Source organism: Saccharothrix sp. CB00851, assembly GCF_001905065.1.
GTDB lineage: Bacteria > Actinomycetota > Actinomycetes > Mycobacteriales > Pseudonocardiaceae > Actinosynnema.
In genome coordinates, this window is sequence record NZ_LWLC01000024.1 from 99,998 (window position 1) to 122,368 (window position 22,371).

At 71.5% G+C, this 22,371-nt stretch carries 24 protein-coding genes; 18 read left to right on the top strand and 6 right to left on the bottom strand.

What is annotated here, in order from left to right:
- Positions 1-2 precede the first annotated feature (2 nt).
- On the top strand, positions 3-842 hold the full coding sequence (locus A6A25_RS23945) for a shikimate dehydrogenase (protein WP_380733656.1): 840 nt from the start codon (positions 3-5) through the stop codon (positions 840-842).
- Between the two features lie 129 nt (positions 843-971).
- Here the strand turns inward: A6A25_RS23945 and A6A25_RS23950 are convergent, their stop codons facing one another.
- Genes A6A25_RS23950 through A6A25_RS23960 form a run of 3 tightly spaced genes read right to left on the bottom strand, consistent with a single transcriptional unit; the run spans position 972 to position 3,355 of the window.
- Positions 972-1,241, bottom strand: coding sequence for an HPr family phosphocarrier protein (locus tag A6A25_RS23950; protein ID WP_073893437.1), 270 nt, complete (start codon positions 1,239-1,241; stop codon positions 972-974).
- A gap of 30 nt (positions 1,242-1,271) precedes the next feature.
- Complete coding sequence (locus tag A6A25_RS23955) at positions 1,272-2,588, bottom strand: PTS transporter subunit EIIC (RefSeq protein ID WP_083668610.1); 1,317 nt, start codon at positions 2,586-2,588, stop codon at positions 1,272-1,274.
- Positions 2,585-3,355 (bottom strand): GntR family transcriptional regulator, encoded by a 771-nt coding sequence (locus tag A6A25_RS23960; RefSeq protein ID WP_073893439.1) that lies wholly within the window; start codon positions 3,353-3,355, stop codon positions 2,585-2,587. The genes A6A25_RS23955 and A6A25_RS23960 overlap by 4 nt, the downstream gene beginning before the upstream one ends.
- 165 nt (positions 3,356-3,520) lie before the next feature.
- Between A6A25_RS23960 and A6A25_RS23965 the strand changes: the two genes are divergently transcribed.
- The 3 genes from A6A25_RS23965 to A6A25_RS23975 all read left to right on the top strand — a co-directional run bounded on the left by A6A25_RS23965 (position 3,521) and on the right by A6A25_RS23975 (position 4,943).
- Positions 3,521-3,757, top strand: coding sequence for a glucose PTS transporter subunit EIIB (locus A6A25_RS23965; protein WP_073893440.1), 237 nt, complete (start codon positions 3,521-3,523; stop codon positions 3,755-3,757).
- Positions 3,754-4,206 (top strand): PTS sugar transporter subunit IIA, encoded by a 453-nt coding sequence (locus A6A25_RS23970; protein WP_073893442.1) that lies wholly within the window; start codon positions 3,754-3,756, stop codon positions 4,204-4,206. Before A6A25_RS23965 ends, A6A25_RS23970 begins: the two co-directional genes overlap by 4 nt.
- A gap of 179 nt (positions 4,207-4,385) precedes the next feature.
- Positions 4,386-4,943, top strand: coding sequence for a prepilin peptidase (locus A6A25_RS23975; RefSeq protein WP_073893443.1), 558 nt, complete (start codon positions 4,386-4,388; stop codon positions 4,941-4,943).
- An 18-nt stretch (positions 4,944-4,961) separates the two neighbouring features.
- On the opposite strand, the gene A6A25_RS23980 is transcribed toward A6A25_RS23975, so the two are convergent.
- A complete protein-coding gene (locus A6A25_RS23980) occupies positions 4,962-5,540 on the bottom strand; it encodes a TetR/AcrR family transcriptional regulator (RefSeq protein WP_073893445.1) in 579 nt (192 codons plus the stop codon).
- 446 nt (positions 5,541-5,986) lie between these two features.
- Here A6A25_RS23980 and aroC point away from each other — a divergent pair, with 446 nt between their 5' ends.
- Genes aroC through A6A25_RS24005 form a run of 5 tightly spaced genes read left to right on the top strand, consistent with a single transcriptional unit; the run spans position 5,987 to position 10,262 of the window.
- The gene (gene aroC, locus A6A25_RS23985) at positions 5,987-7,186 is read left to right on the top strand and encodes a chorismate synthase (RefSeq protein WP_073893446.1); all 1,200 of its coding nucleotides are present in this window, start codon (positions 5,987-5,989) and stop codon (positions 7,184-7,186) included.
- Positions 7,183-7,701, top strand: coding sequence for a shikimate kinase (locus A6A25_RS23990; protein ID WP_073893448.1), 519 nt, complete (start codon positions 7,183-7,185; stop codon positions 7,699-7,701). The genes aroC and A6A25_RS23990 overlap by 4 nt, the downstream gene beginning before the upstream one ends.
- A 5-nt stretch (positions 7,702-7,706) precedes the next feature.
- Positions 7,707-8,753, top strand: coding sequence for a DNA glycosylase AlkZ-like family protein (locus tag A6A25_RS23995; protein ID WP_073893449.1), 1,047 nt, complete (start codon positions 7,707-7,709; stop codon positions 8,751-8,753).
- 19 nt (positions 8,754-8,772) lie between these two features.
- Positions 8,773-9,879 carry a 3-dehydroquinate synthase gene (gene aroB, locus A6A25_RS24000; protein WP_073893562.1) on the top strand — a complete coding sequence of 369 codons (1,107 nt, stop codon included), beginning with the start codon at positions 8,773-8,775 and terminating at the stop codon, positions 9,877-9,879.
- Positions 9,876-10,262, top strand: coding sequence for a VOC family protein (locus A6A25_RS24005; RefSeq protein ID WP_073893451.1), 387 nt, complete (start codon positions 9,876-9,878; stop codon positions 10,260-10,262). The genes aroB and A6A25_RS24005 overlap by 4 nt, the downstream gene beginning before the upstream one ends.
- On the opposite strand, the gene A6A25_RS24010 is transcribed toward A6A25_RS24005, so the two are convergent.
- Positions 10,259-10,660, bottom strand: coding sequence for a hypothetical protein (locus tag A6A25_RS24010; RefSeq protein ID WP_073893452.1), 402 nt, complete (start codon positions 10,658-10,660; stop codon positions 10,259-10,261). The two genes, A6A25_RS24005 and A6A25_RS24010, sit on opposite strands and share 4 nt — an antisense overlap.
- Before the next feature lie 137 nt (positions 10,661-10,797).
- On the opposite strand from A6A25_RS24010, the gene A6A25_RS24015 reads away from it, so the two are divergent.
- The 3 genes from A6A25_RS24015 to nusB all read left to right on the top strand — a co-directional run bounded on the left by A6A25_RS24015 (position 10,798) and on the right by nusB (position 12,929).
- Positions 10,798-11,883 (top strand): M24 family metallopeptidase, encoded by a 1,086-nt coding sequence (locus tag A6A25_RS24015; RefSeq protein ID WP_073893454.1) that lies wholly within the window; start codon positions 10,798-10,800, stop codon positions 11,881-11,883.
- Between the two features lie 61 nt (positions 11,884-11,944).
- A complete protein-coding gene (gene efp, locus A6A25_RS24020; protein ID WP_073893456.1) occupies positions 11,945-12,508 on the top strand; it encodes an elongation factor P in 564 nt (187 codons plus the stop codon).
- Position 12,509: 1 nt separating this feature from the next.
- Positions 12,510-12,929, top strand: coding sequence for a transcription antitermination factor NusB (gene nusB / locus A6A25_RS24025; protein WP_073893458.1), 420 nt, complete (start codon positions 12,510-12,512; stop codon positions 12,927-12,929).
- Between the two features lie 908 nt (positions 12,930-13,837).
- On the opposite strand, the gene bldD is transcribed toward nusB, so the two are convergent.
- Positions 13,838-14,326 (bottom strand): transcriptional regulator BldD, encoded by a 489-nt coding sequence (gene bldD / locus A6A25_RS24030; RefSeq protein WP_015103676.1) that lies wholly within the window; start codon positions 14,324-14,326, stop codon positions 13,838-13,840.
- A gap of 257 nt (positions 14,327-14,583) precedes the next feature.
- Between bldD and pyrR the strand changes: the two genes are divergently transcribed.
- From pyrR to carB, 6 genes are read left to right on the top strand one after another with little or no spacing between them, the layout of a single operon-like run.
- A complete protein-coding gene (gene pyrR, locus A6A25_RS24035) occupies positions 14,584-15,156 on the top strand; it encodes a bifunctional pyr operon transcriptional regulator/uracil phosphoribosyltransferase PyrR (protein WP_073893459.1) in 573 nt (190 codons plus the stop codon).
- Positions 15,153-16,112, top strand: a complete 960-nt coding sequence (locus A6A25_RS24040; protein WP_073893461.1) for an aspartate carbamoyltransferase catalytic subunit — start codon at positions 15,153-15,155, stop codon at positions 16,110-16,112. The genes pyrR and A6A25_RS24040 overlap by 4 nt, the downstream gene beginning before the upstream one ends.
- Entirely contained in the window at positions 16,109-17,392 is a 1,284-nt protein-coding gene (locus tag A6A25_RS24045) for a dihydroorotase (RefSeq protein WP_073893462.1), read from the top strand. Before A6A25_RS24040 ends, A6A25_RS24045 begins: the two co-directional genes overlap by 4 nt.
- Positions 17,389-17,874 carry a PH-like domain-containing protein gene (locus A6A25_RS24050; protein WP_073893464.1) on the top strand — a complete coding sequence of 162 codons (486 nt, stop codon included), beginning with the start codon at positions 17,389-17,391 and terminating at the stop codon, positions 17,872-17,874. The genes A6A25_RS24045 and A6A25_RS24050 overlap by 4 nt, the downstream gene beginning before the upstream one ends.
- Positions 17,871-18,983 carry a glutamine-hydrolyzing carbamoyl-phosphate synthase small subunit gene (gene carA, locus A6A25_RS24055; protein ID WP_073893465.1) on the top strand — a complete coding sequence of 371 codons (1,113 nt, stop codon included), beginning with the start codon at positions 17,871-17,873 and terminating at the stop codon, positions 18,981-18,983. Before A6A25_RS24050 ends, carA begins: the two co-directional genes overlap by 4 nt.
- Positions 18,983-22,294: a carbamoyl-phosphate synthase large subunit gene (gene carB / locus A6A25_RS24060; RefSeq protein ID WP_083668611.1), complete on the top strand. Its 3,312-nt coding sequence runs from the start codon at positions 18,983-18,985 to the stop codon at positions 22,292-22,294. Before carA ends, carB begins: the two co-directional genes overlap by 1 nt.
- The last annotated feature ends 77 nt before the right edge of the window (positions 22,295-22,371 follow it).

Consider the following 22,371-nt stretch of genomic DNA (forward strand, 5'->3'; position numbering starts at 1 on the left):
CCGTGGCCCGCCGTGCGGCGGTCATCGGCTCGCCGGTGGCCCACTCGTTGTCACCGGTGCTGCACAACGCCGCGTTCGCGGCACTGGGGTTGTCGGACTGGGAGTACACGCGGGTCGAGTGCGTGGCCGACGGGGTGCCGTCCCTGGTGGCAGGGCTGGACCCGTCGTGGGCGGGCTTGTCGGTGACGATGCCGAACAAGCGCGCGGCGCTGGCGGTGGCCACCTCCGCGACGTCCCGGGCCGTGCAGGTGGGTGCCGCGAACACGCTCGTGCCGGTCGACGGCGGGTGGCGTGCGGACAACACCGACGTGGACGGCGTGCTGGGTGCGCTGCGGGCTTCGTGCGGCTTCACGTCCGGTTCGCGCGCGGTGCTGCTGGGTGCGGGTGGCACGGCCACGGCGGCGCTGGTGGCGTTGGCTTCCGTCGGTGTGCGCGCGGTGTCGTTGGTGGTGCGGTCGGTGAGCCGTGCGGCGGAGGCGGAGTCGTGCGCGTCCCGCCTCGGCCTGGCGTTGGACGTCGTCACCTGGGACACCGCGGACTTCGCCGGTCTGGCGTCGTCGGCGGACGTCCTGGTCAGCACCGTGCCGCCGGACGCGACCGAGCCGATCGCCGGCGCGTTGGCCGAGGCGCCGTGCGTGCTGGACGTCATCTACCACCCGTGGCCGACCCCGCTGGCCCACGCCGTGGAGAAGCGGGGCCGCACCCTGGCCACCGGCCTGGACATGCTGCTGCACCAGGCGTTCGGCCAGGCGGAGCAGTTCACCGGCCACCCGGCCCCTCGCGAGGCGATGCGCGCCGCCCTCCGCACCGCCACCGACAACCTCCTGCCGCTACCGATCTAACCCCGCGCGTGTCCTACGTTGAGAACGCGTGTGTCCTACGTTCAGGACCCCTGAATTCAACGCTCGGAACGCGTCCGGGCCCTGCTCGCGCGAGGGTGCGAGCAGGGCCCGGACGTCGTGCTGAGGGGATCAGCCCTCGTCGAGGTCGGTGGCGATGATCTCCGCGATCGCCTCCAGCGCGGCGTCCGCACCGTCGCCGTCCGCGGCCAGGACGACCTCGTCACCGTGCATCGCGCCGAGCGTCATCAGATTCAGCACGCTCGCCGCCTCGACCGGTTGGCCGTCGTCCTTGCGGATGGTGACCTTCACCGGCTGCCCGGCCGCGGCCTTCGCCAGCAGCGCGGCAGGGCGCGCGTGCAGTCCGACCTTGCTCGCCACGGTGACCCGTCGCTCAGGCATGACCCGTCCTCTCGTTCCTCCGACTCGCCGTCAGGACGCGGTGGCGTCCGACCGGCCTTCCTTGTCGACCTTGCCGCCCTTGCCCGCCCGGTCGCCGCGGTCGGTGCCCTCGACCACGCTCGGGTCGGCTTCCGGATCCTCGTCCTCGCTGCGGCCCGGCGTCCTCAGGTTCCACTTCGTGATGACGAAGCGGAACAGGAAGTAGTAGATGACCGCGTAGATCGCGCCCAGCACGAGGATCAGCAGGGGCTTGGTGGAGATGTTGAAGTTGAGGGCGTAGTCGATGGCGCCCGCGGAGAACCCGAACCCGCTGTGGATGTCCAACGCGTTGCTGATGGCCAGCGACGTGCCGGTGAGCACCGCGTGGATCACGTACAGCGGCCACGCCACGAACATGAACGCGAACTCGAGCGGTTCGGTCACACCCGTGATGAACGAGGTCAGCGCCGCCGAGCCCATGATGCCCGCGATGACCTTCTTCTGCGCCGGCCGCGCGGTGTGCACGATGGCCAGCGCCGCCGCCGGCAGCGCGAACATGAAGATCGGGAAGAAGCCGGTCATGAACGTGCCCGCGGACGGGTCGCCCGCGAAGAACCGCTGGATGTCGCCGGTCTTGCCCTCGTACTCGCCGAAGACCTGCCACATGAACGTGTTCGGGATGTGGTGCAGGCCCAGCGGGAGCAGCAGGCGGTTGATCGTGCCGTAGATGCCGGCGCCGATGATCGTGCTGTTGGAGATCGCCTCGCCGACCGCGGTCAGACCCTGGTCGAACCACGGGTAGAGCAGGCCCATGACCACCGCGACCGGGATCATCACGCCCGCGACCAGGATCGGCACGAACCGCCGTCCGCCGAAGAAGGCCAGATACGCGGGCAGCTTGATGCGGTGGTACCTCTGCCACAGCACCGCGGTGATCAGACCGACCACGATGCCCGTCAGCACCGAGTAGTTGATCAGCTCCTGCTTGGCGTCCGCGGCGGCGTCCTCCGGCAGCGGCAGCACGAGCGGCGACATCGCCTTGAACACGGCCTCGGTCACCACGAAGCCGACCACGGCGGCCAGCGCGGTGGAACCGTCACCGCGCCGGGCGAAGCCGATGGCCACACCGACGGCGAACAGCAGCGGCAGGTTGGCGAACAGGGCGTTGCCCGCGCCGCCGATGACGCCGGCCACCGCGTTCCAGCCCAGCCAGTCCTTGCCGAGGATGTCGTCCTGGCCGAGTCGCAGCAGGAGCGCGGCAACGGGCAGCGCGGCGATCGGCAGCATGAGGCTGCGGCCGAATCGCTGCAGGCCGGCCAGACCCTTGATCTCACGACCGCCGGTCGCCTGTGGGGCGCTGGCGCTCATGGGGTACCTCCCTTGGCGGAGTGGTGTGGGCCGGATTCCGGGTCGGTCCGGTCCAATTGCATGGTCACCTGGTAGAGATCGCCCCGGTACCAGGACGTCATGTCCTCGACGGGCCTGCCTCGTGAGCTGGAGACCCGGCGGAAGACGAGCAGCGCGCCACCGGGCCTGATGCCCAGCAGCTTCGCGGTGTGGGGGTCGGCGCCCTCGGCCCACACCGTCTGCGCGGCGTGGTCGAGCTGGACCCCGTAGGTGTCGGCGATGAGGGTGTAGAGCGAGGTGCTGAGGTCGTGCCGGTCGAGGTCGGGCACGACCCGCGGGCTGTACCAGCCCCGTTCGACGGCCAGTGGCACGCCGTCCGCGAGTCGCACGCGGACCAGTCGGCACGCCGGTTCGTGCGGCAGCAGGCCGAGCGCGGTGGCCGCCTCGGGTGGCGGCACCTCCTCGGCGCACGCCACCACCTCGGTCGCGGGGGTGAGCCCGCGCCGGCGCATGTCGTCGGTGAACGACTCCAGGTAGAGCTGGACGTCCATGCGTCGCCGGGCGGTGAACGTGCCCCGGCCCTTCGCCCTGGTCAGCAGGCCCTCGGCGACGAGCTGGCCGACGGCGGCGCGTACTGTGATGCGGGACACACCGTACTGCTGGGCGAGGTCGCGTTCGGACGGGATCGGCGAGCCCGGTGGCAGCTCCTGCTCGGCCATGCGCCGCAGGATGTCCCGGAGCTGGGCGTGCTTGGGCTTCGGCCCGTCGACGATCTCGTTGCGGCTCATGACACCTCCCCGGTGCTCGCGCGTCCACACCGGGATTGGTACTTTCCGGTCTAGACCAGTTGGTGCGGGGAGGATGCTCCGCGCGTCAACCGGGTGTCAACCGCCGTTACGGGACCGTGCCCGAGCGGTGGCACCCTCAGGCCAGGTGTCGAGAGAGGACTTCAAGTGGCGGACGACAAGGCGGAGCGGATCCTCGCCGCGCTCGGCGGTGCGGACAACATCGTGGAGATCGAGCCGTGCATCACGCGCCTGCGCTGTGAGCTGGAAGACGGTTCCCTGGTGGACGAGAAGGCTTTGAAGGGCCTGGGCGCGCACGGCGTGATGCGTTCGGGCAACGTCGTCCAGGTGGTCGTGGGGCCGGAGGCCGACACGATCGCCAGCGAGATCGAGGACCTCCTGTGACGCTGCGCGTGGCCAGCCCGGTCAGCGGTCGCGTGGTGCCGCTGACCGAGGTGCCGGACCCGGTGTTCGCGCAGGCCATGGTGGGTCCGGGCGTGGCGGTCGAGCCGGATCGCGGCCGGGCGGACGTGGTGTCCCCGGTGGACGGGACCGTGGTGACGCTGCACCCGCACGCGTTCGTCGTGGCCACTTCGGAGGGCGCGGCGGTGTTGGTGCACCTCGGGATCGACACGGTGAAGCGCAAGGGCGAGGGCTTCACGTTGCACGTGGTCAAGGGTGAGGCGGTGCGCGCGGGGCAGCCCGTGGTGACGTGGGACCCGGCCGAGGTGGAGGCGGCGGGGTTCGCGCCGATCTGCCCGGTGATCGCGTTGGACGCGGCGCCGGAGGTGGTGCTGGACCAGGCCGGTGGTCCGGTGGCGGCGGGTGACGCGCTGTTCTCCTGGCAGCGCTGATCCCCGGTCTTCCGAGCCCCGGTCTTCCGAGCCCTGGTCTTCCGAGTCCCGGGCGTCTGATGTCCGGTCCGATTTCCGGGTTGGTTTCGGGCTTCCGTGGACGGGCGAGTGCGGGTGAATGGACCATTCACCCGCACTTCTCGTTGCGCCCCCGGCGATCCCGGGTCGACGCTGGTCCCATGGTCATCTCGGGATTCCTGGCCGGTGCCCTCGGCGCCGGGTTGTTGCGCCGCCTGCCTCGCGGGGCGGACGTGTGCTGGTTGTGGTGCGCCGTGCCGACGGCGGTGTTGTGGTTCGTGGCCTGGGCCTTGGCCCCACCGCCGTGGCTGCCCGTGCCGCTGTTGTTGGCGTGGCTGGGCGTGCTGCTGACCGTGACCGACGTGCGCCACCGCCGCCTGCCGGACGCGTTGACGTTGCCCGCGTACCCGGTGGTCGGCGTGGCTCTGTGGTGGTGCGGTGCCGATCTGTGGCGTGCGCTGGCCGGTTGCCTGCTGTTCGGCGGTTTCCACCTGCTGGTGCGCCTGCTCGCGCCGTCGGCGATGGGCGGGGGAGACGTGAAGCTGGCCGGACCGCTGGGCGCGGTGCTGGCTTCCGCGTCGTGGTTCGCGTTACCCGTGGCGGCGGTCTTGGCGAGCCTGGTCACGCTCGTGCTGAGCGCGTGGTGGCCGGACCACGCCGTCCCGCACGGACCTGGGCTGCTGGCGGCCACGTGGGTGCTGACCGTGTCCGGCGGGTGACCGGCCGCCCGGCCGGGGTCAGTCCTGGCCGGTCCCGTCGTCGGGGACGAGTGCTCGGCGGGCCAGTTCGACCCAGCGCAGCCGTGCGGGTTCGGGCACGTCCGCGCCGGGTGAGGTGGCCAGCAGCAGGGTGATGTCGTCCACCGTGACGTCCGGGCGCAGTCCGTGGTCCCGGTGCGCGGCGGCGACCAGCTCGGCCAGCGAGTCCGCCACGTGGTCCAGGACGGGGCGCAACGACTCACGGCCGACGTTCGCGACGGCGTCGCGGAGCAGGCGTTCCCGCCCCATCGTCACCACGACCCGGTGCAGTAGCGCGACGATCTCGTCCCGGGCGGTGGTTCGGCCGTCCTCGATCCTGGCCAGTGCGGAGCCGAGCGCCTCGCCGATCATCACGCCCAGGTCGGCCACGATGGCGGCGACCAGGTCGTGCTTGGTGGGGAAGTGGCGGTAGAGGGTGCCGACCGCGACACCCGCCGTCGCCGCGATCCGGTCCATGCCGACGTCCGTGCCGTGCGCGGCGACCAGCGTTCGGGCGGCGTCGAGGATGGCGGCCCGATTGCGGGTGGCGTCCGCGCGACGCGGTCCCTGTCCGGTCACGCCCGGTCCCGCCCTTCACGCTTCGCGGTGAAGATGAACAGGTGGTTCACCATACAACATGAAGGGATGGTTCACTTCAGGAGCGGCGCGGGACCGGTTCGACGTCAACCACCTCGGCCGCTTCGCGCGCACCGGCTTCCTGACCTGATCACCGCCCGACTGCGCGGCCACGGGTGCGCTCCCGACTCTCTCGTGCCGCCACCTCCCGGTGCCGCGACTACTACGGTCCCGCGGCTCTCTTCGAGATCGGCGGCCACCCGGACCGCGTCCGGTCGAGTGCCCGCGCGGGACAACCACCTGCAACGACGACTCCGGAGGCCTCCTGCCGACTGACCGATGTCACCTTCCCCGTCCGAAGCCGCGCCTGGAGTCCGGCCCGAAGCCCCGGACCCACCGCCCGGGCCACCGACGCCGGTGGCGGTGCGTCACGGCACTATGATTCGCGCGTGCTGCGCTGGATCACCGCTGGGGAGTCCCACGGACCTGCCCTCGTCGCCGTGCTGGAAGGCATGGTCGCCGGGGTCGAGGTCACCACTGCCGACCTGACCGCTCAACTGGAGCGCCGCCGGCTCGGCTTCGGCCGCAGCCCGCGGATGGGCTTCGAGGCCGACGAGGTCGAGATCCTCGGTGGTGTCCGGCACGGGCTCACCCAGGGCGGCCCGATCGCGGTCCGGATCGGGAACACCGAGTGGCCCAAGTGGGAGAAGGTGATGTCCGCCGACCCCGTCGACCCGTCCGAGCTCAAGCCGACCGGCCGCAACGAGGCGCTGACCAGGCCGCGGCCCGGCCACGCCGACCTGCCCGGCATGCAGAAGTTCGGCTTCGACGAGGCACGCCCCGTGCTGGAACGCGCCAGCGCCCGGGAGACCGCCGCCCGCACCGCGCTCGGCACGGTCGCCCGCCACTTCCTCAAGCAGGTCTTCGACGTGGACGTGATCAGCCACGTCGTCTCGATCGGCAAGGCCAAGACGTCCGCCGACGCGCCCGTGCCCGGTCCGGACGACCTGGCCGCCGTGGACGCGAGCCCGGTCCGCGCGTTCGACGCGCGCGGCACGGAGGCGATGGTCGCCGAGGTCGAGGCGGTCAAGGAGGCCGGTGACACGGTCGGCGGCGTGATCGAGGTCATCGCCTACGGCCTGCCGCCGGGCATCGGCTCGCACGTGCACTGGGACCGGCGGCTCGACGCGCGGCTGGCCGGCGCGCTGATGGGCGTGCAGGCGATGAAGGGTGTGGAGATCGGCGACGGCTTCACCACCGCCGAGCGGTGGGGCAGCCAGGCGCACGACGAGATCGACCGGGGCGACGGCCCGAAGGGCGTCACGCGGCGCTCCAACCGGGCGGGCGGCCTGGAGGGCGGCATCACCAACGGCGAGCCGCTGCGCGTCCGCGTCGCCATGAAGCCGATCTCGACCGTCCCCCGTGCTCTGTCCACTGTGGATACCCGGACCGGGGAGCCCGCGGTGGCCATCCACCAGCGCTCGGACGTGTGCGCGGTGCCGCGCGCGGGCGTGGTGCTGGAGTCCGTGGTGGCGCTCGTGCTGGCCGAGACGGCGCTGGAGAAGTTCGGCGGCGACTCGATCGCCGAGACCAAGCGCAACGTCGCCGCCTACCTGGAGGCGCTGGAAGCACGCTGGGAGGGCCTGTGACGCCGAAGTTCGTCGTCCTCGGGCCGCCCGGGGCGGGCAAGACGACGGTCGGCACGCTGCTCGCCGAACGCCTCGGCGTCGCCTTCCGCGACACCGACGACGACATCGTGGCACGGGCCGGCAAGCCGATCTCCGACATCTTCACCGACGACGGCGAGCCCGCGTTCCGCGCGATGGAGGAGGAAGCCGTTGCCGACGGCCTCAAGACCCACGACGGCGTGCTGGCGCTGGGTGGCGGCGCGGTGATGTCCGCGAGCACCCGCGAGCGTCTCGCCGGCCACACCGTGGTGTTCCTCAACGTCGGCATGGCCGAAGGCGTGCGGCGGACCGGCATGTCCAGCGCCCGGCCGCTGCTGGCGGGCGTGAACCCGCGTGCGACGTTCAAGTCCCTGCTGGACGCGCGCCTGCCGCTGTACCGGGAAGTCGCCACGATCGAAGTGGTCACCGACGACCTCACGCCGGACCAGGTGGTCGACGCCGTGCTCGGCACGACGGGAACGGCGCAGGGGACCTGATCGGGGTGGACCTCACCGGGGCCCGCGTCCTCGCGCACCGCGCCGCGGTGCAGGGTCTGCACGGCGACGACCCCGACGCGGTGCTGCCGCTGGGCGTGGTGGACAGCCCGCCGAAGACGGGCGCGGCGGCGTTGGGCGTCCGGGGCCGCCGTGAGGGGACCGAGGACCTGGTGCGCGTGCTCAGCCTGCGCGGCGCGCCGCACCTGCACCGCCGCGAGGACCTGCCCGCGCTACGCCGCCAGCTCCGACCACGCACGCCGCGGCAGCTGACCGCGTGGTGCGGCGCGTACCCGACGCCCGAACCGGAGCACGTCGACCTGGTCGTCGACCTCCTGCACCGCGAGTTCCCCGGCGACACGGCCACCAAGGGCGAGCTGTCCGCCGCGATCAGCCCGCACCTGCCGGCCGTGGTCACCCCGTACTGCCCGGGGTGCGCGACCGAGCACGTCATCGAGAACGTGTTCCGCCTGGCCACCCTCCTCGCCGGCATCGAGCTGGAACACCTGGGCACGAAGCTGGTCTTCCGCCGCCCCACCGCGAAACCCGACGTCGAAGATCCCGGCGAGCCGACCCTGCTGCGCGACTACGCGCGGCTCGTCGGCCCGTTCGCCAAGGCCGACGCGGAGAAGTGGCTCGGCGCCGGACCGCCGGACACGTGGCCCGACCTGCGCCCGGTCCGGGTCGACGGCAAGCGGCTGCTCGCCCTGGACGACGACCTCGACCTGATCGCCGCCGGTGGGGCGCCGGACCCGCCCGCCGGCCTGCTGCTGTTCCCCCGCGACCCCTACCTGCTCGGCCCGCGCCACCTGGTCGCCGACCCGGACGTGGCCAAGCGGGTGTGGCGGCCCGTCGGCAGCCCCGGCGCGCTCGTCCTGCACGGCCGGGTCGCGGGCGCCTGGCGCCACGAGTTCCACGGCCGCACGGTGACGTTCCAGGTCACCGGCTGGTCGAAGGGCAGGGGCACGGCGCGGCGCGCGATCTCCGACCAGGCCGAGGTGCTGGCCGGGGTGTGGGGCGGCGCGGCGCTCGGAGCGGACGTGGTCGAATGGTGACCCGACGAGGGGAGTGGTGATGGGCGAGCCGGTGCGGATCCGCGTGGCCGCGGAACGACCGTACGACGTGGTGGTGGGCCGCGGCCTGCTCGGCGACCTGGTCGAGACCCTGAAGGGCACGGCCAAGGCGGCGATCGTCCACACGCCCACGCTGGCCGAGACCGCCGAAGCGGTCCGCGGCGAGCTGGAGGCCGCCGGGATCGACGCGCACCGCGTCGAGGTCCCCGACGCCGAGGACGGCAAGGACCTGCGGGTCGCCGGGTACTGCTGGGACGTGTTCGGGCGCATCGGCCTCGGCCGCACGGACGCCGTGATCGGCCTCGGCGGCGGCGCGGTGACCGACCTGGCCGGGTTCGTCGCCTCCACGTGGATGCGCGGGGTGAAGCTGGTCCACGTGCCCACCACGCTGCTGGCCATGGTGGACGCCGCGGTCGGCGGCAAGACCGGCATCAACACCGACGCGGGCAAGAACCTGGTCGGCACGTTCTACGAGCCGAACGCCGTCCTGGTCGACCTGGCCACGCTGGAGACGCTGCCGCGCAACGAGCTCGTCGCGGGCATGGCCGAGGTGGTCAAGGGCGGCTTCATCGCCGACCCGGTGATCCTCGACCTGATCGAGGCCGACCCGGAGGCCGCGCTGGACCCGACCGGCGACGTGATCGAGGAGCTGGTCCGGCGCAAGATCCAGGTCAAGGCCGACGTGGTCTCGACCGACCTGCGCGAATCGGACCTGCGGGAGATCCTGAACTACGGCCACACCCTGGCACACGCCATCGAGCGCCGCGAGCGCTACCGCTGGCGCCACGGCGCGGCCGTCAGCGTCGGCCTGGTGTTCGCCGCCGAACTGGCCCGCCTGGCGGGCAGGCTGGACGACGCGACCGCCGACCGCCACCGCTCGATCCTGTCCGCGCTCGGCCTGCCGACCGGCTACGACCCGGACGCGTTGGGCCAGCTCCTGGAGGGCATGCGCTCGGACAAGAAGACCCGTTCGGGCGTGCTGCGGTTCGTCGTGCTCGACGGCCTGGCCAAGCCCGGTCGGCTGGAGGGCCCGGACCCGGCCCTCATCGCGGCGGCGTACTCCGCGGTCGCCGCCGAGCCGAAGTCGGGCGGCAGCGTCCTGCTGTGACGGCGGGCCACCTGCACCACGTCGAGCTGTGGGTGCCCGACCTGGCCCGCGCCGAGCGCAGCTTCGGCTGGCTGCTCGGCGAGCTGGGCTGGGTCGAGTACCAGCGCTGGCCGGCGGGGGTGAGCTGGCGGCTCGGCCCGACCTACCTGGTGGTCGAGCACTCGCCCGCGCTGGACGCGCACCACCGGCTCGGCACGGGCCTGAACCACCTGGCGTTCCACGTCGCCGACCGGCCGGAAGTCGACAGACTGGCCGCCACCGCGCCCGACCACGGCTGGTCGCCGTTGTTCGCGGAGAAGTACCCCCACGCGGGCGGACCGGACCATTACGCCGCTTACCTGGAGAACGCCGACGGCTTCGAAGTCGAGCTCGTGGCGGGCTAACGCGACCCCTGCGGCTGCGGCAGGACGTTGCCGATGCCCATTCCGACCGCCGCCGTCGCCATGACCAGCAACGCGGTGAACGCCGCTCCGCCGGTGAGCGCCGCACCCAGCGCCTCCAACCCGGTCTGGTCCACCAGCGACCGGCCGACCACGCCCGCGACCCCGGCCAACGGCCCGGCCACCAGCCCGGCGGCGAACCACACCAGGCCGCGCCCTTCGAGCCCCCGCCACGCGTCCAGCGCACCCCACAGCACGCCGATGACGACGACCAGCCCGATCGCGATGTACCGGGTGGACGAGGCTGCCTCGGGGCTGTGCACGCTCACCGCCGAGGTGCCGGTCTGCACCCCGCCGTGGAACAACCCCAGCCAGAAGCCCCGAACCAGCCACGTGCGCATGCGCCCCACCATAAGCGCGGCCCAACACCCGTCCTAGCCCTGCACCGTCCGTGGGCCGACCAATCGCACGATCCAGCACACTTCACCCAATCGAGTGACAAGCGTGAATCGTCTCCCCGGGCTCTAGTCTCCTTGACATGCCCCACTCCACTCGCCGCGCCGCTCTGCGCGCCACGCTCCGGGACCGGGAGCTGGACGCGCTGCTGGTGACCAACCTGCTCAACGTCCGCTACCTGACCGGCTTCACCGGGTCGAACGCGGCGCTGCTCGTGCACGCCGAGTCCGACGAGACCACCGTGTTCTGCACCGACGGCCGCTACTTCACCCAGTCCGCCGCCCAGGTGCCCGACCTGGAACGGGTCATCGACCGGCCGTGCGACGTGGCGCTGGTGAAGCGCGCGGTGAAAGCGGGTGCGGGCCGGGTCGGCTTCGAGAGCAGACACGTGACCGTGGACGGCCTGGACGCGCTGGCGGACGCGGCCGACGGCGCCGAGCTGGTGCGCGCCGCCGACCTGGTCGAGCGGCTGCGGCTGGTCAAGGACGACGCCGAGGTCGAGGCGCTGCGGATGGCGTGCGCGGCGGCCGACCGGGCGCTGGCCGGCCTCATCGAGCACGGCGGCCTGCGGCCGGGCCGCAGCGAGAAGGAGGTCGCCCGCGAGCTGGAGAGCCGCATGCTCGACCACGGCGCGGCCGGACCGTCGTTCGAGTCGATCGTGGCCACGGGCGCGAACTCCGCCGTGCCGCACCACCGGCCGACCGACGCCCTGGTGCGTGACGGCGACTTCGTGAAGCTCGACTTCGGCGCTCTGGTCGACGGCTACCACTCCGACATGACCCGCACCCTGGTCGTCGGCAAGGCCGCGGACTGGCAGCGGGAGCTGTACCAGCTGGTCGCGGCCTCGCAGGCGGCGGGCCGGGCCGCGCTGGTGACCGGCACGCCGTACGCGGACGTGGATGCGGCGGCGCGCGGCGTGATCGAGGAGGCCGGGTACGGCGACGAGTTCGTGCACGGCCTCGGCCACGGCGTCGGCCTGCAGATCCACGAGGCTCCGGCACTGGCGAAGGCGGGTGACGGTACACTTCTGCCCGGTATGGCGGTCACCATCGAGCCCGGTGTGTACCTGGCCGGGAAGGGTGGTGTCCGCATCGAGGACACGCTCGTGGTGCGCGAAGGCGCCCCGGAGCTCCTCACCCTGACCACGAAGGAGCTCGTGGTCATCTGAAGTCGGATCGTCGGCCCCGCCGCCGTCGTCCTCCCATCACGCAACAGGAGAGCCCACCACCGTGGCCACCACCAACGACCTGAAGAACGGCCTGGTGCTGAACCTCGACGGCCAGCTGTGGACCGTCACCGCGTTCCAGCACGTGAAGCCGGGCAAGGGTGGCGCCTTCGTGCGCACCACGTTGAAGCACGTCCTGTCCGGCAAGGTCGTGGACAAGACCTTCAACGCGGGCACCAAGGTCGAGACGGCCACCGTCGACAAGCGCGGCATGACCTACCTGTACAAGGACGGCGCCGACTTCGTCTTCATGGACGGCGACACCTACGACCAGATCAGCATCCCGGCCGAGACGGTCGGCGACGCGGCGAACTACATGCTGGAGAACCAGGAAGCGATCGTCGCCATGCACGAGGGCGTCGCGCTCTACGTCGAGCTCCCGACCTCGGTCGAGCTCGTGATCCAGCACACCGACCCGGGCCTGCAGGGCGACCGCTCCACCGGCGGCACCAAGCCCGCCACGCTCGAGACCGGCGCGGAGATCCAGGTCCCGCTGTTCGTCACCACGGGCGAGAAGATCAAGGTCGACACCCGCGACGGCCGCTACCTCGGCCGAGTGAACGGCTGAGATGGGCGCACGGAGCAAGGCCCGCAAACGCGCGGTCGACGTCCTCTACGAGGCCGACCTGCGGGGCGCCGACCCGGTGACGCTTCTCGCGGACCGGGTCGGCTCGACCGACGTGCCGCCGGTGAACGACTACACGATCGTCCTGGTAGAAGGCGTCACCGCCCACCGCGCACGGATCGACGACCTGATCTCCGAGCACGCGGAGGGCTGGACCCTCCAACGCATGCCCGCAGTCGACCGCGCCGTCCTGCGGATCGGCCTCTACGAGCTGCTGTGGGCCTCGGACGTGCCGGACGCGGTCGCCATCGACGAAGCCGTCGAACTGGCCAAGGGCCTCTCCACCGACGACTCCCCCCGCTTCGTCAACGGCGTCCTCGGCCGAATCGCCGTCATCGCCGACCAACTCCGCGCCGTCCTCTGACCACCACCGCACCAGGCCACTCACCTGGCCCAGGACACGCCCCCTCGGCGCCCGACGGTGCCGCGACCCGCAAGGGATCCACGGCCTGCGCCGACGGCCCACCGGCCCTGAGCTGGCTGATACCACTGGGACTGCCCGACGCCGCTGCGCTGGACTGACGCCACCGGGCGGGGCTGACACTAAGGCCTGTCCGACGCCATCGGCCTGCCTGACGCCCCCGGCTGGGCTGAGGCCAATGGGCTCGACGCCACCTGGCTGGCCAATGCCACTGGACTCGCCGGACGTCGCCGGGGCTGTCCGACACCCGCTGGGCCGCCCGACACCCGCTGGGCCGCCTGATGCCCGCTGGGCCCGCCCGACACCCGCTGGGCCCGGACTGTGCCACCTGGCCGGCCCACGCCGCCGGGGCTGCCCGACACCGCTGGGCTGCCCACGCCGCCGGGGCCGCCCGGCGCTGCTGAGGGCTGTGCGACACCGCTGAGGTGCCTACGCCACTGGGTCGCCCGGCGCCGCTCGGGCTGGCCTGGGCTGTCCGACGGCGCCACCGGCGGGGCTGGCGCAGGTGGCCTGCCGAGATCACCGGGCCTCACCGGGCCCGCAACGTTGGGCCTCACCGGGCCGCACCGTGGGGGCCCCATCGGTCCGCACCGCCGCCCGCCGACACCTGCCTACGCCGCCCACCACAACACCTGCCAACACCTGCCCACGCCTCCCCGCCGCCGGGCCGGCCGTTTTCTCCGGCTAACGTGAGAAATGCGGTTTGGGTTGTCAAAGGTTGCATGCTTCGCCCGGTCGAGTGACACCACATCGCGCCCGCAGCGCCACAGCCGGACTCAACCCACCAGCCGGAAGAACGCATGAAGCGCCAGGGCCACCCGTCCGAACCGGCTGGCCCTGGCCCTCGCGCCTCAGTCCTCCTTGGCCGGACGGGCCTCGGGAGGCAGCACGCCCCAGTCGATGAGCTGCTCGGTCAGCTCGCCGGGCGTCATGTCGTAGATGATCGCCAACGAGCGCAGGTCCTCGGTCCGGATGGACAGCACCTTGCCGTTGTAGTCACCGCGCTGGCTCTGGATGGTCGCCGCGTACCGCGCGAGCGGCCCGACCTTCTCCGCCGGCAGCTGTTGCAGCCGCTCCAGGTTGATGACGATCTTCGTGGCGGGCTCCGCCCCGGACGGCACCCGACCCTCCGGCAGCAGCTCGGCCACCGGGACGCCGTAGAAGTCGGCCAGCTCGGCGAGCTTCTGCACGGTCACGGCGCGGTCGCCGCGCTCGTACGAGCCGACGACCACGGCCTTCCAGCGACCGCCGGACTTCTGCTCGACGCCGTGCAAAGACAAGCCCTGCTGCTGGCGGATCGCGCGGAGCTTTGCCCCCAGCGCCTTGGCGTAGTCGCCCATGTGGCGGTTCTCCGTTCATTCGCCCCGTCAGCCGGTAGGGGACTGCCGCGGGGAGGCTTAGATCAATACGCAGAGTAATGATTGCTCTCCGTGGTCACCAGGTCAAGCTGATCTCGCTGGGACAGGTGGGCGAGACCACGCACACCACCCGGAAGATTGACCGCGCTCGCCTGATACCGTGCTGGTCAGCCCGGTCGCAGCCGGGTGTCCGACGTCCTTTAAGGACCCGTCCAGCGAGGCGGGGAAGGAGGTCCACCGTGGCGCCACGTCAACGTGGCGCGACGGACCCGGCCGGGGAGCGCGAGCTCCTGTCGGCCGGCGACGTCGCGCGCACCGTCGCCCGAATGGCCCATCAGATCATCGAGAAGACCGCTCTTGATGCACCGAGCGCACCCGCAGTAGTCCTGATGGGGATTCCGACCCGGGGTGCGCCGCTGGCCCGCCGCCTGGCCGTCAAGATCGCCGAGTTCTCGGGTGTCGAGGTGCCGACCGGCACGCTGGACGTGACCCTCTACCGGGACGACCTGCGCCGGGGCCCCACCCGCCCGCTGGAGGCGACGAAGCTGCCCGACGGCGGCATCGACGACAAGCTCGTGGTGCTGGTGGACGACGTGCTGTTCTCCGGCCGCACGATCCGCGCCGCGCTCGACGCCCTGCGCGACCACGGCCGGCCGCGCGCCGTGCAGTTGGCCGTCCTGGTCGACCGGGGCCACCGCGAGCTGCCGATCCGCGCGGACTACGTGGGCAAGAACGTGCCCACGGCCCGCACCGAGGAGGTCCACGTGCTGCTGGACGAGTTCGACCAGCGCGACGGGGTGGTGCTGAGGTGAAGCACCTGCTCACCACCGAGGGCATCGACCCGGCGCAGGCGACCGCCATCCTGGACACCGCGGCGAGCCTCAAGCAGGCCCTCGAAGGCCGTGAAGTGCGCAAACTGCCGACGTTGCGCGGTCGCACGGTCATCACGATGTTCTACGAGGCCTCCACCCGCACGCGGGTCAGCTTCGAGATCGCGGGCAAGTGGATGAGCGCGGACGTGGTGAACGTCTCGTCGTCCGGCTCCAGCGTGGGCAAGGGCGAGTCGCTGCGCGACACCGCGCTGACCCTGGCCGCCGCGGGCGCGGACTGCGTCATCGTGCGGCACCCCGCGTCCGGCGCGGCGCACCGGCTGGCCGGCTGGCTGCGCGCCGCGGGCACGTCGGTGGTCAACGCGGGCGACGGCATGCACGAGCACCCCACCCAGGCCCTGCTCGACGCGGCCACCCTGCGGGAACGCCTCGGTGACCTGCGCGACCGCCGGATCGCGATCGTCGGCGACGTGCTGCACAGCCGGGTCGCCCGGTCCAACGTGCACCTGCTCACCGCGCTGGGCGCGGACGTGACGCTGGTCGCGCCGCCGACCCTGCTGCCGACCGGCGTGGAGAGCTGGCCGGTCACCATCTCGCACGAGTTGGACGCCGAGCTGCCCAGCCTCGACGCGGTGATGCTGCTGAGGGTCCAGGCCGAGCGGATGTACAGCGGGCCCGCCGGCGCGGGAGGCAACGGACATTTCTTCCCGTCGGCCCGCGAGTACTCGATCGCCTACGGCCTGAGCGAGCGGCGGCTGAAGCTGCTGCCCGAGCACGCGGTCGTGCTGCACCCCGGTCCGATGCTGCGCGGCATGGAGATCGCCTCGGCGGTCGCCGACTCGCCCCGCGCCGCCATCACCGACCAGGTGCGCAACGGCGTGCACGTGCGCATGGCCGTCCTCTACCACCTGCTTGCCCACGAGGAGGAAACCGCGTGAAACCCTTGATCCTCAAGGGCGTAAGGCCGTACGGCGAAGGTGAACCGGTCGACGTGCTGATCCGCGACGGCGTGATCGCCTCGATCGGTGACGTCACCGAGCAGGACGCGGAGACGGTCGACGGCAACGGCGCGGTCCTGCTGCCCGGCTTCGTCGACCTGCACACCCACCTGCGCGAACCCGGCCGCGAGGACACCGAGACCATCGCCACCGGCTCGGCCGCCGCCGCGCTGGGCGGCTACACGGCGGTGTTCGCCATGGCCAACACCAACCCGGTCGCGGACAACGAAGTGGTCGTCCAGCACGTCGCCCGCCGCGGCCGCGAGGTCGGCCTGGTCGACGTGCACCCGGTCGGCGCGGTCACCGTCGGCCTGGAGGGCGTGAAGCTCGCCGAGCTGGGCACCATGGCCAAGGCGGGCGTGCGGGTGTTCTCCGACGACGGCCACTGCGTGCACGACCCGCTGATCATGCGGCGCGCGCTGGAGTACAGCAAGGCGTTGGACGTGGTCGTCGCGCAGCACGCGGAGGAGCCCCGGCTGACCGTGGGCGCGCAGGCGCACGAGGGCGAGCAGGCGTCCCGGCTGGGCCTGCAGGGCTGGCCCGCCGCCGCCGAGGAGTCGATCGTGGCGCGGGACTGCCTGCTGGCGCTGCACGCGGGCGCCCGGCTGCACGTCTGCCACGTCTCCACCACCGGCACCGCCGACGTGCTGAAGTGGGCCAAGGCCCGCGGCACGCAGGTCTCCGCCGAGGTCACCCCGCACCACCTGCTGCTGACCGACGAGCGGCTGGCCACCTACGACCCGGTCAACAAGGTCAACCCGCCGCTGCGCACCGCCGGTGACGCGGCCAAGCTGCGCGAGGCGCTGGCCGAGGGCGTCATCGACTGCGTGGCCACCGATCACGCGCCGCACGCCGTGCAGGACAAGGACACCGAGTGGTCCGCCGCCCGGCCCGGCATGCTCGGCCTGCAGACCGCGCTGTCGATCGTGGTGGAGACCATGGTCAAGACCGGTCTGCTGGACTGGCGCGGCGTGGCGCGGGTGATGAGCGAACGGCCCGCCGAGATCGCGGGCCTGCCCGACCACGGTCGGCCGATCGAGGTCGGCGAGCCCGCGAACCTCACCCTGGTCGACCCGGACACCACCTGGACCGTGCGCGGCGCGGAGTTCGCCAGCATCGCGGCCAACACACCGTTCGAGGGCATGGAACTGCCCGGCACGGTGGTGGCGACGCTGCTGCGCGGGCGCGTGACGGCGGTCGGCGGAAGGATCCGGTCATGACCCGGGTACTGCTGTCCCTCGCCGTGCTGGCGATCTTCCTGCTGTGCCTGTACGGCATGTGGCGCGGCTGGCGGCGCCGCGCCCGCCGGCAGGCCGAGGTGCTGCCGGAGTTCCCGCAGCCGCCCGCCGAGACCGGCGCGACGATGCTGGAGACGACCGGCGTGTACGTCGGCACCACGATCGGCGACGACTGGCAGGACCGGGTCGCGGTCGGCGACATCGGCCACCGCGCCGAGGCGACCCTCAAGCTCACCGAGAACGGCGTGCTCGTGGAACGCACGGGTGCGAGCGCGCTGTGGATCCCGACGGCGCAGGTCGACGGCGCCCGGACCGCCCGCGGCCTCGCGGGCAAGGTGATGACCGCGGACGGCCTGCTGGTCGTGCGCTGGCACCTCGGCGACCGGGTGTTCGACACCGGGTTCCGGGGCGACGACAAGGACGTGTACGAGCAGTGGGTGCAAGCGCTGGGAGGCGACTCATGACGAACGCGGCATTGGTGTTGGAAGACGGTCGTGTGTTCCGTGGTGAGGCCTACGGCGCGGTGGGTGCGAGCCTGGGTGAGGTGGTGTTCTCCACCGGGATGACCGGGTATCAGGAGACCCTGACCGATCCGTCGTATCACCGTCAGATCGTGGTGCAGACCGCGCCGCAGATCGGCAACACCGGGTGGAACGACGAGGATGACGAGTCGGGTCGGATCTGGGTGGCCGGGTATGTGGTGCGTGACCCGGCCCGCATGCCGTCGAATTGGCGTTCCAAGCGCAGCCTGGACGACGAGTTGGTCCGTCAGGGTGTCGTGGGTATCTCCGGTATCGACACGCGGATGCTGACCCGTCACCTGCGTGAGCAGGGCGCGATGCGTGCCGGGGTGTTCTCGGGCGACCAGTTGGGCAGTGCCGAGGAGATGCTGGCACGCGTCCGCAGCGCCCCCGGTATGAAGGGCGCCGACCTGGCCGGTGACGTGACCACACCCGAGCCCTATGTGGTCGAGGCGGTCGGTGAGCGTCGGTTCACCGTGGCCGCGTTGGATCTGGGTATCAAGTCGAACACGCCGCGGATGATGGCGGCGCGGGGTATCGAGGTGCACGTGCTGCCGTTGTCCTCGACGGTGGAGGACTTGGTGGCGGTGAAGCCGGATGGTGTGTTCCTGTCGAACGGGCCGGGTGATCCGGCGACGCAGGCGCACGCGGTGGAGTTGACGCGGGGTGTGCTGGACCGGCGGATCCCGTTGTTCGGGATCTGTTTCGGTAATCAGATCCTGGGTCGGGCGTTGGGTCGTGACACCTACAAGCTGCGGTATGGGCATCGGGGTATCAACATCCCGGTGATCGACGTGGCCACGGGGAGGGTGGCGATCACCTCCCAGAACCACGGGTTCGCGTTGGAGGGTGAGCCGGGTGAGGAGTTCTCCTCCGATTTCGGTCGTGTGCTGTTGTCCCACTACTGCCCGAACGACGGGACGGTGGAGGGCGTGCGGGCTCTTGATGTGCCGGCGTTCAGTGTGCAGTACCACCCGGAGGCGGCGGCGGGTCCGCATGACGCCGCGCCGTTGTTCGACGAGTTCGTGACGATGATGGGCGAGGGTCGCTGATGCCGAAGAGGACTGATCTCAAGCACGTGCTGGTCATCGGCTCGGGTCCGATCGTCATCGGTCAGGCCTGCGAGTTCGACTACTCCGGTACGCAGGCGTGTCGGGTGTTGCGGGAGGAGGGGCTGCGGGTCTCGCTGGTCAACTCCAACCCGGCCACGATCATGACCGATCCGGAGTTCGCCGACGCCACCTACGTCGAGCCGATCACCCCGGAGTTCGTGGAGAAGGTGATCGCCGCCGAGCGTCCGGACGCGATCCTGGCCACGCTGGGTGGGCAGACCGCGCTCAACACCGCCATCGCGTTGCACGAGCGGGGGGTGTTGGAGAAGTACGACGTGGAGCTGATCGGCGCGGACATCGACGCGATCCAGCGCGGCGAGGACCGCCAGATCTTCAAGGACCTGGTGCGTCGGATCGGCGGGGACGTGCCGCGCAGCGCGGTGTGCAAGACCATGGACGACGTCCGCGCGACCGTCGCCGAACTCGGCCTGCCCGTGGTCATCCGCCCCTCCTTCACCATGGGCGGTCTCGGCTCGGGTATGGCGCACACCCCCGAGGAGCTGGAGCGGCTGGCCGCGTCCGGGCTGGCGGAGTCGCCGGTGACGGAGGTGTTGATCGAGGAGAGCGTGCTCGGCTGGAAGGAGTACGAGCTGGAGCTGATGCGCGACCGCAACGACAACGTGGTCGTGGTCTGCTCGATCGAGAACATCGACCCGATGGGCGTGCACACCGGCGACTCGGTGACCGTGGCGCCGGCGATGACGCTCACGGACCGCGAGTTCCAGCACATGCGCGACGTGGGTATCAAGGTCATCCGCGAGGTCGGGGTGGACACGGGTGGCTGCAACATCCAGTTCGCGTTCAACCCGCGTGACGGCCGCATGGTCGTGATCGAGATGAACCCGCGCGTGTCCCGCTCCTCGGCGTTGGCGTCGAAGGCGACCGGGTTCCCCATCGCCAAGATCGCCGCCAAGCTCGCCATCGGCTACACCCTCGACGAGATCCGCAACGACATCACCGGCGAGACCCCCGCCAGCTTCGAACCCACCCTCGACTACGTCGTGGTCAAGGTGCCGCGGTTCGCGTTCGAGAAGTTCCCCGGCGCCGACCGCACCCTGACCACCACCATGAAGTCCGTGGGCGAGGCGATGTCGATCGGGCGCAGCTTCATCGAGGCGCTGGGCAAGGCGTTGCGGTCGATGGAGACCACATCGGGCGGCTTCTGGACCACCCCCGACCCCGACGACACGCTCGAAGCCACCCTGGACGCCCTCCGGCAGGGGCACGACGGCCGTCTCTACACCGTCGACCGCGCGCTGCGCCTGGGTGCGACGATCGAGCAGGTGCACGAGGCCTCACGGATCGATCCGTGGTTCCTGGAGCAGATCGCGTGGCTGGTCGAGCTGCGCCGCGAGATCGAGACCGCGCCGGTGCTGGACGAGCGGCTGCTGCGCAAGGCCAAGCGGGCGGGACTGTCGGACCGGCAGGTCGCCGCGCTGCGCCCCGAGCTGGCCGGCGAGGACGGCGTGCGCGCCCTGCGCCACCGGCTCAAGGTCCGGCCGGTGTTCAAGACCGTGGACACCTGCGCCGCCGAATTCGCCGCCCGCACCCCCTACCACTACTCGGCCTACGAGCTGGACCCCGACGCCGAGACCGAGGTCACCGCCCAGACCGACAAACCGAAGGTGCTCATCCTGGGGTCGGGGCCCAACCGGATCGGGCAGGGCATCGAGTTCGACTACTCCTGCGTCCACGCCGCCATGGCACTACGGCAGGCCGGGTACGAGACCGTGATGGTCAACTGCAACCCCGAGACCGTCTCCACCGACTACGACACCTCCGACCGGCTCTACTTCGAACCGCTCACGTTCGAGGACGTGCTGGAGGTCTTCCACTCCGAACAGGCCTCCGGCACCGTCGCCGGCGTCATCGTCCAACTCGGCGGCCAGACCCCGCTCGGCCTGGCGCGGCGGCTCGCCGACGCCGGGGTGCCGATCGTGGGCACCCCGCCGCACGCCATCCACCTCGCCGAGGAACGCGGCGCGTTCGGCCAGGTCCTCGCCGACGCCGGGCTGCCCGCCCCGAAGTACGGCATGGCCACCTCGTTCACGCAGGCCAAGGCCATCGCCGACGAGATCGGCTACCCCGTGCTCGTGCGCCCGTCCTACGTACTGGGCGGACGCGGCATGGAGATCGTCTACGACGAGGACACCCTGCAGGGCTACATCCAGCGCGCCACCGAGGTCAGCCCCGAACACCCCGTCCTGGTCGACCGGTTCCTCGACGACGCCATCGAGATCGACGTCGACGCCCTCTACGACGGCCACGAGGTCTTCATCGGCGGCGTCATGGAGCACATCGAAGAGGCCGGCGTGCACTCCGGAGACTCCGCCTGCGCCCTGCCCCCCATCACGCTCGGCGAATCCGACATCGACGCCGTCCGCCGCTCCACCCTGGCCATCGCCCAAGGCATCGGCGTGCGCGGCCTGCTCAACGTCCAATACGCCCTCAAGGACGACGTGCTCTACGTCCTGGAGGCCAACCCGCGCGCCTCCCGCACCGTCCCGTTCGTCTCCAAGGCCACCGCCGTCCCGCTGGCCAAAGCCGCCGCACGCATCATGCTCGGCGCCACCGTGGCCCAACTACGCACCGAAGGCCTGCTGCCCAACACCGGCGACGGCGCCAAACTGCCCGCCCACGCCCCCGTCGCGGTCAAGGAAGCCGTCCTGCCCTTCCACCGCTTCCGCACCCCCGAAGGCAAGGGCGTCGACTCACTGCTCGGCCCCGAGATGAAATCCACCGGCGAGGTCATGGGCATCGACGTGTCCTTCGGCATGGCCTACGCCAAGTCGCAGCTGGCGGCCGGGATCGCGTTGCCCGAGAACGGGAAGGTCTACGTCTCGTTCACCGAAGCGCAGGCGCCGAAGGTGCTGCCCGCGCTCGTCTCGTTGCGGGAACGCGGGCTGGAGCCGGTCACCTGGACCGAAGGGTCCGAAGAGGACGTTCGCGGGAGGTTGGACGACGGGGTGGTGCTCGTCGTCACCCTGGACCGGACGCCCCTCGCCCGGCACGTGCGGGCCGCGGCCTCCTACCTGTCCATTCCCGTGGTGACCACCGTGCCGGGGCTGCGGGCGTTGGCGGCGGCGTTGACGGCCGCGGCCTCCACCGATTTCACCACCACCCCGCTGCAGGGCATCCACGACCACCGGCCCGCCGAACCGGCCGACGGTGACGACGGTATCCGGCAGTTGGGGTACGGCCCCGTCGTGCTCGACCAGCACTCGCAGTGGGTGGCTGTATCGGGCGCATAGCCCGCGTCCGCTGGGGCAGCAGGCATCCGTTCGTCGACCACCCCGACGTGAACCCGCATTGGAGGATCGCGTTGATC

Excerpts from the sequence above, each read along its gene's own strand:
- A6A25_RS23950 (WP_073893437.1), bottom strand. The coding sequence starts at position 1,241 with ATGCCTGAGCGACGGGTCACCGTGGCGAGCAAGGTCGGACTGCACGCG.
- A6A25_RS23955 (WP_083668610.1), bottom strand. The coding sequence starts at position 2,588 with ATGAGCGCCAGCGCCCCACAGGCGACCGGCGGTCGTGAGATCAAGGGT.
- A6A25_RS23960 (WP_073893439.1), bottom strand. The coding sequence starts at position 3,355 with ATGAGCCGCAACGAGATCGTCGACGGGCCGAAGCCCAAGCACGCCCAG.
- A6A25_RS23975 (WP_073893443.1), top strand. The coding sequence starts at position 4,386 with ATGGTCATCTCGGGATTCCTGGCCGGTGCCCTCGGCGCCGGGTTGTTG.
- aroB (WP_073893562.1), top strand. The coding sequence starts at position 8,773 with ATGGGCGAGCCGGTGCGGATCCGCGTGGCCGCGGAACGACCGTACGAC.
- A6A25_RS24010 (WP_073893452.1), bottom strand. The coding sequence starts at position 10,660 with ATGCGCACGTGGCTGGTTCGGGGCTTCTGGCTGGGGTTGTTCCACGGC.
- A6A25_RS24015 (WP_073893454.1), top strand. The coding sequence starts at position 10,798 with ATGCCCCACTCCACTCGCCGCGCCGCTCTGCGCGCCACGCTCCGGGAC.
- nusB (WP_073893458.1), top strand. The coding sequence starts at position 12,510 with ATGGGCGCACGGAGCAAGGCCCGCAAACGCGCGGTCGACGTCCTCTAC.
- bldD (WP_015103676.1), bottom strand. The coding sequence starts at position 14,326 with ATGGGCGACTACGCCAAGGCGCTGGGGGCAAAGCTCCGCGCGATCCGC.
- A6A25_RS24050 (WP_073893464.1), top strand. The coding sequence starts at position 17,389 with ATGACCCGGGTACTGCTGTCCCTCGCCGTGCTGGCGATCTTCCTGCTG.
- carA (WP_073893465.1), top strand. The coding sequence starts at position 17,871 with ATGACGAACGCGGCATTGGTGTTGGAAGACGGTCGTGTGTTCCGTGGT.
- carB (WP_083668611.1), top strand. The coding sequence starts at position 18,983 with ATGCCGAAGAGGACTGATCTCAAGCACGTGCTGGTCATCGGCTCGGGT.